Here is a 12,118-nt window from a genome sequence, read left to right on the forward strand (position 1 = left end):
ACCCTCAGTTTCCGTTTATCGTCCAACATGCAAGAAACTCAAACGCGATTGCAAATGCTTTTATTTTTAGATATTCGTTGAGAACAAATCAGCACGATATACCAAATTACTTAGMTTCACAGGAGGATTTTTATGCTTGAAATTACAGGTAATGATATAAAAGAATTGAACGATTCAGATCTCAGATCACTTGTTGGCCTTCTTTGTGAAGCAGAGTTACGTTCTGCTGGTTTACCTATCGCAGGGGTTACATGGGGCGGGCACCAAAACGCAAGTGATGGTGGGCTTGATGTTCGTGTTGAGATAACCGCTACTTTACATAGTGACAGCTTTATACCAAGATCAGGCACAGGATTTCAAGTGAAAAAACCTGACATGCCTCGTTCTGAAATTATCTCAGAAATGCGTCCAGACGGAGAACTTAGACAAGTAATTAAAGATTTAGCGGATATCGATGGTGCCTATATTATTGTTAGTAGTCAAGGATCCACATCAGACTCATCATTAAGAAACAGAAAAGCAGCGATGCAGCATGCAGTATCTGATTACGCAAACTCTTCAAAGATCAAGATTGACTTCTATGATCGTGAACGACTAGCTGGATGGGTTCGTACACATCCTGCACTTGTTCTATGGGTACGAGAAAAAATCGGAAGGCCAATTCATGGATGGAAAGCATACGATAATTGGGCTAACTGTCCCGAAGGTATTAAAGAAGAATATATTACTGATGCTCATGTTCGATTATATAATGCTAACAATACAAGTCCAGAAGGTATTTCTATAGTAGATGGTATAAATGAACTTAGGAATACACTTAGTCATCCAAGGTCCTCGGTTCGTTTAGTGGGATTGTCTGGAGTGGGTAAGACTCGATTAATACAGGCTTTATTTGATGAACGAATCGGTGTTATGCCATTAAATCGATCTCAAGTAATTTACTCTGATGTTAGTGATAGTCCTTTCCCAGATCCAAGAAATTTCACAGAAAGGTTGATCGCACTCCAGAAGCCAATTGTGCTTGTTATTGATAATTGCCCACCGGATTTACATAGACGATTGACTTCGATATGTTCGGCAGCCGGAAGTCTTATTAGTTTAATCACAATAGAGTATGATGTCAGAGAAGATCAACCTGAAGAGACGGACGTATATCGCTTGGAACCAGCTTCAGTTGAATTAATTGAAAAGGTTATGCTTGCACGATTTAGTCAAATTAGCCAAGTAAGCGCACGAACAATAGCTCAATTCTCCGGTGGAAAYGCACGTATTGCTATCGCCCTAGCAAGAACAATTGAAAGAGGAGAGGATATTTCMAGACTAAGAGACCAAGAATTATTTGAAAGGTTATTTTTTCAACGAAATATACCAGACAGTAAATTACAAAAAGTAGCAGAAGTGTGTTCCCTTGTGTATTCATTCAATTGCAAAACCGGAGAAGACGAAAATACTGAACTTACTCTTTTAGGTTCTTTATTAGAAATGAGCGTTCGAGAACTTTACGAAAATATTAGTGAATTAAAACGTCGTGATCTTGTACAACAAAGAAGTAATTGGAGAGCTGTTTTACCTCACGCAGTTGCAAACCGTCTGGCCACCAGAGCATTGGAAAATATCCCGAATAACGACATCACTAAAATTTTTCTAAGTGGTGGTTCTGTGAGGTTATTAACCTCCTTCTCAAGACGACTAGGTTATCTTCATAATTCTACTGCTGCAAAAGAGATTGTACGTGAATGGTTATCTGATACAGGCATTTTAGGAGATATTAGAGATTTAAATGAACTTGGTATTACTCTGTATAGAAATATCGCTCCGGTGGATCCTGCGTTAATCCTCTCAACGATTGAGAATGTTGCTAATCAAAAAGACGCTGGAGAATTTTTCACTCGAAAAAATAACCATTTTAGATATTTCACACGACTTCTTAGATCAATAGCATATGAACAGGAATTATTCGAAAGATCTACGCATCTTCTGTGCCAATTTGCATTGTCGGAAAACTCAAATGAAAACAGCGATTCAATAAGAAGTTTATTAACATCAATGTTTCAAATCTATCTATCTGGTACCCATGCCTCTCCTTTACAAAGATTAAATGTTATTACCAAGTTGTTAGAATCCGAATCCGAAGATCGAGTAACCTTGGCCGTTTCTTTATTAAGTGCGTCGTTGGAGTCTTGGCACTTTAGTTCTTCTTACGATTTTGAATTTGGTGCTCGTGCTAGAGATTTTGGCTATTCACCAGAAAATAAAGAGGATGTAAAACAATGGTATAAATTATTTCTTGATTATACAGTGGCAGTTACCGTTTCTGAAAATCCGGTATCACTTAAGCTTAAAGCTCTTTTGGCTGAGAAGTTCCGTGGTCTATGGACAACAGCTGCAATGTATGATGAATTAGAGACTGCTGTAAAAGCTATTTCAGAAAAAGCTAGTTGGAATGAAGGTTGGGTAGCCGTTAAGAGCACAAAAAGATTCGATGAAAAAGATATGTTACCGGATGTACTTTCTAGATTGGATGCCTTAGTCAAACTTTTGGAGCCAACTGATTTGATAGATCAAATTAAGTTATATACACTGTCCGGGTTTGGAACTACTATTAATTTGATCGATGCAGTTGAAGATGAAGATGAAAGAGGCAGTGCAAGCGATGGTTTTGCAAGGATAGAAGAAAAAACTCGTACATTTGGTCGTGAAGTTGGATCACAAATGGATGTTTTACACGAGCTTTTACCCGTGCTTTTAGGGAATGAGGGTATGAGGATTTTTCATTTTGGACAAGGATTAGCAAAAGGGCATGGTGATCCACGAACTATCTGGAATACTATTTTGGAACAATTATTCTTGATAGATGAGCCGAAACGTAATTATCAGTTACTTAGAGGTTTTTTAAACGCCCTTTCTAAATCAAATAATAATCTATCTGAAGACTTGTTATACGAGGCGGTTACTTGTAGGATTCTATCGATGGCGTTTCCATTTATTCAAACCAGTGTGGACATTACTCAAAAAGGTGTGTCGAGACTTATGAAATCGCTTGAACTTGGGAATGCACCAATATGGCAATATGGTAATTTGGCCTATGGGAAAACTCATGAAACAATCAATGATTCTGATATCTGTGAGTTGTTGAGAAAAGTATCTTCCAAAAACGATGGTATAGATGTTGCTATTGATATTCTTCATATGAGAATTCACGGAACGACAAAAAATGATGTTAGCGAATTAATCTCTAAATTAGGACAAGAATTACTCGTTCAATATACTTTTTCCCGCAAGAACTCTTCTCATATGGACTATGCATTAGCAAACATTGTGGAATATTGTTTTGCTAACGAAGCCGCGACCGAAAGTACTCTATTAGTTCTCACAAAGATTTCTAAAGCCATGGAAAATTATGATATTTCCGCCGGAGACTATGATCGAAGTTTGTTCTCACTGGCCTCTTTACATCCAATRGTCTTTATTAATGTTTTTCTCGAAAAAAGCGATCACCATAATTACCGGTTAGCCCGATTGTTCTCCGAAGATACTGCTACACACCGTAATCCTATTTTAGCTATCAATGATGATGTGATACTGAAATGGTGTAATGCCAATCCCACTGTAAGGTGTCCCGTAGCAGCATCAGTTGTTATCCCCTACACAAACACTGAAAACGGACTGCAATGGACTCCACTTGCGATGACTTTAATTAATAAATTTACCGATCCGATCATCGTTCTAAACGAGTTAAAATCAAGGTTGAAGCCAACTTCATGGAGTGGATCACGGGCAGCAATACTTCAATCTCGATTRCCCCTTTTGTTAGAACTTCAAAACCATGAAAATCCTATTATTCAGGATTGGGCTATACATCAGGGAAGAGCATTTGTTGAAGAAATCCGTTTAGAACGTGAATCAGAGTTGAAATACGAGCGGCAGTATAACGAAAGATTTGAATAAGTCGTTGTATACATAGCACTAACTAAGAGCCTACTTATTTCTTTTAATAAATCAAGCCCGATGAAGACATTCTCCATCGGGCTTCTTCATGGCTTATATTTGTTTCTCATTGAATCTTGCCGCGCCGTACATATTAGTTACAAGACCATCGGCATAACGTCCGATCCTCACACCTATTTCTGCACGCATATAATCTCTAGTGATTGTAAAACTATCTTCATACCCTCCGTAGTTATATCTATAGCGGATCATCCGATCATCTTTTTCCTCTTCAAAAATGCGGATATTTCTTTCCATTAAGCTTCTTTTTACTTTTAATAAATCGGCATGAATGTTTTTGGCAAGCACCTTTGCAACTTTAGAATAGAGCACTCGTAACGTTTCGGAAGACCCCTCTACCTCTCGGGCCTTTTTCAAAATAATCGAATGTATGATGGGCAATAAAGCATAATCTCTCATCATATTGATTTCTTCCGTTGTTGGACGGCCATGTTGAACTACTTTATCGCTAAGTCTGTTCTGAAATGCCTCCTTATGTTGTGGAAGCATCATTCGGCTAGATTCCCACAGTCCGTTCTTTTCCAGCTTTTTACTCATCTGTAATGCCCTCCGATTTTCATCGACCTATCTGCTGCTTGCCCTGCAGTAGTAAGCGATGATGCCCTTACAATAGCAGMACTGCCGTAACGATCCTTTATTTTGTCAGTGACCTTATCTAAAGCTCTTGACTTCACCTGATCTTCAAAGAGGGTCAATTGATATCCCTCATCATCTACAAGGTTACTAAGAGTCACTCCTACGCGGCGTACCGGCATTTTGTCCCAGTAACGATAGAATAGTATCTTGACGGCTTCGTATACTGCATTCGTGTTATTAGTTGGATCAGGCATCTTCATTTGCCGTGAGAAGCCAGTAGGTGTTTCGTAAGGACTGCACATGCAGCTAACTGAGACAACCCTGCCCATATACCCTTTACGACGGCAATCTCGGCAAACCTCCTCTGTGAGTTCGAGAAGAATCGTGTCAACTTCAATACTTTCAGTGTAGTCTCTCGGCAAAGTCATCATGTGGCCGACTGATTTGGGAGCAGCATTAAAAGTGCCAGGTGTGACGGGAGAGTCATCTAAGCCATTCGCGGTTCTCCACATGACTTCAGCATGAATATCTGATTGCTTCCCAAAGCGAGCACGAAATTTATCCTTAAGACGCGGTAGCGGTGTTCTGGCAATATCACCAATCGTAGTCATTCCAAGGCGAGCAAAATGTGCTGTCATTCGCGAGCCGACACCGAACATCTTATTTACTGGTTGCGGCCACAAAAAGGCTTCAACTTCTGTTTTGGGCAAAGTAAAAATGCCACTTTCATTCTTCTTTGCCCATATATCAGTTGCAATTTTAGCAAGTATCTTATTAGAACTTATACCTACTCTTACCCACACCCCTGTTTGACTTAGAACTTTTTGCTGAATCGACTTGGCAATCGTTACAGGATCTCCAAAAAAAGGTACACTTCCAGTAACATCTAAAAATTGCTCATCAATGCTGAAGACTTCAACGAGATCAGTGAACTCTTCATAAATCTTCGTGATCATCAGCGAAACATCAATGTAATGCTGCATGCGTGGACGCATGACAACGAGATCTGGGCATTTATTTAAAGCTTCTCCGAGACGCTCTGCCGTAGTTACTCCATAACTTTTTGCAATCGGGCAAGCGGCTAAAATTATTCCTGATCTGCGTTCAACAGACCCAGCCACAGCAACAGGTTTATTTTTACATCCTGGGTGATCCGCTTTTTCAACGCTGGCGTAGAAGCTCATGCAATCCGCTAATAGAACAATTTTCTCACGTTCTTCCTTCACCCTAACCGCCTCCGCATATTCATTAGCATGGTCATTAGCTCTGCTTTAACCAAACTCCTCAACATTGTGAAATGGTGGATATAACCGCGCACTTTATATTCAACATTAATGCCCAATGAATTCATTTCTGTGTTCAAAACCATAATATCCTGTGTTCTCATCTTTCTTTTAATGCTTTGTAATTCAGGATAAATCGAATGCTCCACTTCTTTAAGATAAAAAAGAACATGATTGTATACAATTTTTTCCCTGTAAATCTTTAGTTCATCCATATCTCTTACTAACATATCCAGCAAAATAGGTAACAAAGTGCACTCTTTAATGATTTGAATATCCTCTTCAGTTTCAATTCTTTGACTAATCACTTTTTTATCACACCACCAAAATACGAACATGTATTCGTATTACATATTATATACCGAACACGTATTCGTTATGCAAGGGAATTTTTAAATATTTTTAGCAATGGATAAAAACACCAAAAACCCAGATGAACTATCTGGGTAAAAGCAAATCTCTTCAAGTTATTCAAACTAGTTTATTGAAATATCATACAGCGTTAGCTTAGTCTGCCTTGCATTATGTAGCAATTACTCCTTCGGAAGCAACCTTACCGATGTTATAAATATCGCCATCGTCAAAGCCCGTCGCTATGAATAATTTGGGTCTATAAAAATTAATGAATTGGTCTTTATTATTCTTAAAAAATTCAATCAGGTACAATGCTGCAATACTTAGTGCAAGAAAAATATAAGCATCATAGTTCTCCTCTGATAACTCATCCATCTTATTGTGTATTAACAAATCAATGTACCTTTGCTCTGGAAAATAGTCGTTGTTACAAGCCCAATCTGAACCTTCCTTATTCCATTCAGATGAACCGGATATGTAATATCTTGTTCCTTCATTACTTTCAAAAATACCCAGATTAAGAGCTATTATTGTACTTGGGAGAGGATCTTTCTTGAAGATAGAGCTAAGAAAACTCTGAAATTCGCTGAATGATCCAGCAATTATCCGTTTCAACTCATCTTTCTCAAGTTCAAAGTTCGTAAGCTCGCTCAATATTAACTCAATTCCGCTGTGTAGCACTGGCTTCTGATCAATAATTTTATATAAGGATTGCTCTATTTTTTCAAAGTCCATACCCCTCACCATCCCTGAAGTTCATACTTTAAAGTTATTCAAAGTTTATATCCAACTTCCTTTTTTAGTGAAAATAACTGACAGTTCACGCGGCGAGGAACTGACCTGATCTACCAGCAGCCTTCTATCTTTACGCTTAGCGTAAGCTATCTTGATTTTTTATATCCCATGAAATATGATTTCTCCAATCATTCCACTTTTCCTTGATTTTTGACCGAAGCCACTCACCACCAAAAGTAGTTGTACCCTCATGGGAGACGTAAATAATCCAATCCATGTTATTATCAAACCAATAACATTCACTAACCTCAAAATACGGTTCTTTATCCCACATTTCGTACTCAAAAAAATCAGAAATCAAAAAGAATGAACCATCTTCCTTTAATTCATACGCTGTCTCTATACGATGTTCTTTAAATATTTCCTTTAATAACTTTAATCTCGCTGATATGTGAATGTATTCTGAATCAAAGGCTATTACATCGTTTCTCTTACAATTAAATAAGGGATACCAATAAGCTTTATTAATATCCCATACATTTCTTACTCTTCTTTCTATTTGCTCCGCCATTTCTTCGGACAACAAAGTTTTTCCCATAGTATCCCCTTTGATTGGATCATCGCCCGATGGTCATCTTATTCCACAATTGATGAATTACACTTGGACCATATTCTTGAGGATAGATCAAAATGGTAATCACCAAAGTAAATAGTAAAATCAAAATCCAGGTAGCAATTATTAGAGATTGATTCAATCGATGAATAAAAGTTATTCCTATAGTTATCAAGACCGTGTTTATGACTAAAATAAACGGAAGCGCGATGATTCTACCTAATCCTGTGTTTGGGAAAAAGTTAAGTAATAAGAAAATTAAGATTAAGCTTGGTATAAGAGCGACTAATAGTTTCAGTAAGTTTATACTTTTTTGCATCTTTATTGTCCTTTATCTACAATAAAATAAGCTGGTAGCGTTAGCTTAAGGCTTTGGTGGCCGATTGTACGGGATGTACATTGTTTTGATTTTTTCAATATTCTTTAATTGTTCATCTGCGCTCCAGTTACCACTACGTCTAGTAGCATGTAACAACCATTTCGCACCATTTGATAACCATTCCGTACGATATGTTTCAAAGGTATAAAGCATGCAATCCACGCCAAACTCAAAAGCGCAGCATACACATATTTCGAAAGATTCATTACCCTTCTCATCATATGTTTGTTTTTCTAATTCATCATAACCACAAACTGGACAAATGTAGCCCATTTCACCCTCCAAAGATGTTCAATTCGTTTTATTGAAACCGTATTGTTTCACATAACATGTATATATTGTTGGAATTTTGCCCGTTACTTAAAGAAAAAGAGCAGCCGCTGTGCTTTGAAATCTTTATTTGTTTGTTATTTTTCGAGATATATAAACGATCGGGAACCAAAACATTACTCCGTGTCCAGCTCCGACTACAGCCATTATTATTGGCATAAAAAATATCGATAGTAATCCTCCCTGATATCCGTGAACTTCTTTATCGCCTACATTGAAAACAAAATCATTAGAACTTATTGAATAAATAAACATACATAATCCTATTACTAATCCCAAAATCCCATAAACAATCACTGATTTCTTCACTACTGCTCTCATAATAATTTCCTTTACCTAGTTTATTAAATGACTTTGCTAACAGGTTACTCACGTCTCTCTTCCCGCACTGGCTTCACGTGCTGTGGAATGTCGCGGTTATTTGTCGTGACATATTCAACATCAAAGGATCCACGATAGCCAAATAGCGGTCCAAAAAATCTGTTTTTCACTTGCACATTTATTTGGAACTTTCCTTTTTCATCATCGTACCACTCGCAGACATCAGCATATCCGGAGAATATCATTGGAAACCGAAAGCCCAGAATCCCCTCATAAAAAAATTGTTTCCCAGAAAGTAGCCCCATTCCGCCATTCTCCGCAACAAACATATCGATTTCCACTGCCAAATGCTGGTGAGTACCTAAATAATCGATAATTTTGCGTCGTTTTTCACTGTAAATCATCGTAGCATCAAAACGTCTGACTCGGTTTGGAAATTGATATGTCCGAATCCAAGTAACAGTCTCTCGCCCAAAGCTATCCCTGTATGCGTAATTCTCGATCGTGAAAGGAATATGCTTACCACCCTGCGGAAAAAGGATGTTTCGCCAAGTACCTAGTGCTAGGAACGGAAGTGTAAACCATTTACCATACCAAACATGTTCCATAACTCCTTTTCCAATAGACGCTATTTGATTTTCGCTTTCGAAGCTAAATCGTTTTTGGATCTGAGGATGGAGCTTGGCAAAATCTTCACCGAGGGCCTTTTCGTAGATTGAGGTCATGTTTGGTTACCCCTTTCAGGTGAATTTCGGAGACATCTTTTAGCACTTGAAAGCTCTGTTACGTTTAGCAGACTGGTTATCGATAAGGCCATCATCGCCATATTCAGAGTAATTGGGTTGAAAGGCGCTACGTAGGTCGCTGGATGTGATGCCGCACTTAATCCAAGAAGAATTAAAACCATGATATTGAATTTATGCAGTCTTCTTCGGTTTTTGCCGCTCAAAATAAGAAACAAGAATCCGATTACGATTTCTCCTAATCCCATCAAAATCAGGAGTAGCCTTCCGTAGTCAGCAATACCTGGGATACTCGTTAAAATGTCCATTTCCCCCGAATCTGGAACTAACAGCTTTGGTACAAGTCTTTGGTACAAGTCTTTGGTACAAGTCCTTGGTACACCCAAATGCTAAATAAGCTTATTGTTATCACAATCTCCGAAATTGAACGCCTGATCAATACAGATGGAGAAATCCCCTGCTCTAGCCAAAGACGCAAACAGTCAAAACTCCATGCTGTCGCCCACCCCATTATCGGTCGGAATATGAATCCATCGATCCATGTGCCAAATGCGCCAAAACGAGTTCTATAATCATATCTTGTTAAGAAACGGATTCCATCAACTGTAGGCACATAACGCCAAAAGCCGGCTCCATCAGATATTAACGAGATGGGATTAGATGAACTGAACTTCAGGGTAGAGGTCATAATGCCGTCTTTCTCTTTGTTACCTACCGATTCGCCTTCTCCCGCAATACAAAGCCCAAAACCGATTTTGGTTTTATATAAAAAGCGCTGGGGATGTTCTTCATTGGATTTAGGAATATATGTAATCTCTGAGAACCTTAAGTCCCATTGTTGATGCAAATTAGGTGTTTGCGTATATGTCCACAATGTTTCCATTGGTACCTTCATAAGAATTTCTACATAAATGGGTTTTCTATTGATCATGGCTACCTCCTGTTTCCACATTATTTCGATAAATTCCAACTAATTCCTTCTTAATCTGAAAGTAGAAGGAACTCTACGCTATTCTGCTTATTCGTCAATGAAAAAGGGAACAGCTGCCAGACGTGTGATCTGCTCCCTAGATTTAAATTAGATTTTAATCCTGTAAAATGGTCATCCTGCCTTTAAAAAAGTCGACCTCAAAAAATCTGTCAAAGCAAATGAACAATCGTTCTCCCGTTAAAGAAATGACCTCACCTGTCATCTATGGTACGGTTCACCGTAAAGTATCTAAACACAAAGTTCATTYTGACCACAATATATATCAGCATATAAAGACAAAGCCACTCCTTCCAATGGAGTGGTTTCTTTGGATAGAACTTCTCTTTTTATTTCATCTGTTGCTACCTTTAATTGCTTTATATCTTTCGTCCGTCCAAGGGAAGTCTCTTAACGATACAACATCAAAGTTATACTCGTGTAATAGCTGGATAGACTCAAAAGTGAAATTATAACCTATAGCAAGTTTCTTTGCTTCATCATTTAGATTTAGGTTTACCTTTTTCAAGGCTTTTCTTACAGCAGATGAAAGTACCACTTCTTCTTCATCGAAGATAACTCCACATACAACATCTGTCCCTTTAGGAATAACTTGTTTATATCGTGGAGATACAAGTTTTTGTAATTGCTCATAGGTTTTGTTCACAAATGTCATGTGCTTGATATTACTTCTTCCTTCCAATGTATAAAATCCATGTTTTATTAGAATTGTATGAGTCGATAGCTTTACTTTTCTATTACTTGTAATGAATTAACAGACCATTTCCCACTTGAATCTTTTCTAGATAGTGAAACATCTACATTTACTTCTTGATTAGTGCCTGTCACCTTAATTACAAATTCTGCTTTGTCAGGCGTTCCCTTTGTATTTATATAACCTCGAGGTAAAGAACTGAGTTTTTTTATTTCCCCCACCTTTGATAAAACCATCTGATTTTGCATTATTGCTGTTCTTGAAATATCATAAGCATCTGATGACAAGAAAAAGGTGGTTGGGATTAAAATAACAATAACTCCGAATCCTAAAAACATTGCACTTCCAAGGTATTTATTCTTGAAAGAATAAGTAAATAGAACCTTTTTATTTAAAGGTAAATTCTTTTCCTCTTTACTATTACTTCTTATTTTTTGGTAAATATAAGTAACGCATATCAATAGAGCGATAAATAGGAAGCCTTTCATTCCGAATAAATACTGATAGCAAAATAAACCAAGCAAAAGTAAAAACAAAGCTAAATTGAATACGCCACGCCAAATCATTATGATGCCGACCMTACTTTCAACAAATTTACTCTTTGATTTAGTTATGAGTTATGTTCATACAAATATTCAAGAAAACCAATGAATGTATCAGAGCATCTGTTGATTTCTTCTAAGTCCATACCTATAAAAGGTACTTCTACAATAGGCATATTTTCATACCTCGAATCAAAAGCATAAGCAGTCCCTCCACCATCAGAACCAAACAGTACAAGACCATCCGCAAATTCCTTAACAGCGTAGCCTTCATTATCTTCAACTAATTCCTCACTAGACCAAAGAACTAAATATGAGTTTCCTATGATTCCTTCTCCACCATTGAATCGAATCATGAAATCAATGTAATCCTTTGGAAAATTCACACCTAATTGAATACCTGTTTCAACGATTACCTCCTTGCTTGTAGGAGTATTAAATTTTAACTCTTTAATCAAGTAGTCAATGTCCTTAGCCATCCTGATTACCTCCTACAATAAATCGTGGCATTGATTCATATTAGTTTTGTTTATGAACCAATTTCCATATTTG

Annotated in this window: 14 protein-coding genes; 1 reads left to right on the forward strand and 13 read right to left on the reverse strand. The window is 37.6% G+C overall.

The annotated features are described in order from the left end of the window. The first annotated feature begins 132 nt into the window (after positions 1-132). Positions 133-3,948, forward strand: coding sequence for a hypothetical protein (locus AC1DLM_RS32830; protein ID WP_477572332.1), 3,816 nt, complete (start codon positions 133-135; stop codon positions 3,946-3,948). A gap of 93 nt (positions 3,949-4,041) precedes the next feature. Here AC1DLM_RS32830 and AC1DLM_RS32835 read toward each other — a convergent pair whose 3' ends face one another. The 13 genes from AC1DLM_RS32835 to AC1DLM_RS32895 form a co-directional block, all read right to left on the reverse strand. After that, positions 4,042-4,545, reverse strand: coding sequence for a YhjD family protein (locus tag AC1DLM_RS32835; RefSeq protein ID WP_441991648.1), 504 nt, complete (start codon positions 4,543-4,545; stop codon positions 4,042-4,044). Next, positions 4,542-5,768 (reverse strand): DNA polymerase IV, encoded by a 1,227-nt coding sequence (locus AC1DLM_RS32840; protein ID WP_477572334.1) that lies wholly within the window; start codon positions 5,766-5,768, stop codon positions 4,542-4,544. Before AC1DLM_RS32840 ends, AC1DLM_RS32835 begins: the two co-directional genes overlap by 4 nt. 38 nt (positions 5,769-5,806) lie before the next feature. Beyond that, positions 5,807-6,175 (reverse strand): YhjD family protein, encoded by a 369-nt coding sequence (locus tag AC1DLM_RS32845; RefSeq protein ID WP_441991649.1) that lies wholly within the window; start codon positions 6,173-6,175, stop codon positions 5,807-5,809. 214 nt (positions 6,176-6,389) lie between these two features. Continuing rightward, the gene (locus AC1DLM_RS32850) at positions 6,390-6,956 is read right to left on the reverse strand and encodes a hypothetical protein (protein ID WP_441991650.1); all 567 of its coding nucleotides are present in this window, start codon (positions 6,954-6,956) and stop codon (positions 6,390-6,392) included. A 136-nt stretch (positions 6,957-7,092) separates the two neighbouring features. Further along, the gene (locus tag AC1DLM_RS32855; protein ID WP_441991651.1) at positions 7,093-7,554 is read right to left on the reverse strand and encodes a hypothetical protein; all 462 of its coding nucleotides are present in this window, start codon (positions 7,552-7,554) and stop codon (positions 7,093-7,095) included. A gap of 379 nt (positions 7,555-7,933) precedes the next feature. Continuing rightward, entirely contained in the window at positions 7,934-8,221 is a 288-nt protein-coding gene (locus tag AC1DLM_RS32860; protein ID WP_441991652.1) for a hypothetical protein, read from the reverse strand. Positions 8,222-8,344: 123 nt separating this feature from the next. Next, positions 8,345-8,599, reverse strand: coding sequence for a hypothetical protein (locus AC1DLM_RS32865; protein ID WP_441991653.1), 255 nt, complete (start codon positions 8,597-8,599; stop codon positions 8,345-8,347). A gap of 44 nt (positions 8,600-8,643) precedes the next feature. Then, positions 8,644-9,324, reverse strand: a complete 681-nt coding sequence (locus AC1DLM_RS32870; RefSeq protein WP_477572333.1) for a DUF4166 domain-containing protein — start codon at positions 9,322-9,324, stop codon at positions 8,644-8,646. After that, positions 9,321-9,650, reverse strand: coding sequence for a DoxX-like family protein (locus AC1DLM_RS32875; protein WP_441991655.1), 330 nt, complete (start codon positions 9,648-9,650; stop codon positions 9,321-9,323). The genes AC1DLM_RS32870 and AC1DLM_RS32875 overlap by 4 nt, the downstream gene beginning before the upstream one ends. Before the next feature lie 17 nt (positions 9,651-9,667). Beyond that, entirely contained in the window at positions 9,668-10,273 is a 606-nt protein-coding gene (locus tag AC1DLM_RS32880) for a hypothetical protein (protein ID WP_441991656.1), read from the reverse strand. Positions 10,274-10,664: 391 nt separating this feature from the next. Further along, positions 10,665-10,985: a hypothetical protein gene (locus tag AC1DLM_RS32885; RefSeq protein ID WP_441991657.1), complete on the reverse strand. Its 321-nt coding sequence runs from the start codon at positions 10,983-10,985 to the stop codon at positions 10,665-10,667. Positions 10,986-11,056: 71 nt separating this feature from the next. Then, positions 11,057-11,590 (reverse strand): hypothetical protein, encoded by a 534-nt coding sequence (locus AC1DLM_RS32890; RefSeq protein WP_441991658.1) that lies wholly within the window; start codon positions 11,588-11,590, stop codon positions 11,057-11,059. A 44-nt stretch (positions 11,591-11,634) separates the two neighbouring features. Beyond that, complete coding sequence (locus AC1DLM_RS32895) at positions 11,635-12,045, reverse strand: SMI1/KNR4 family protein (protein WP_441991659.1); 411 nt, start codon at positions 12,043-12,045, stop codon at positions 11,635-11,637. Between the last annotated feature and the right edge of the window lie 73 nt (positions 12,046-12,118).

The sequence above is a fragment of the Paenibacillus sp. 01T442 genome, from assembly GCF_056398345.1.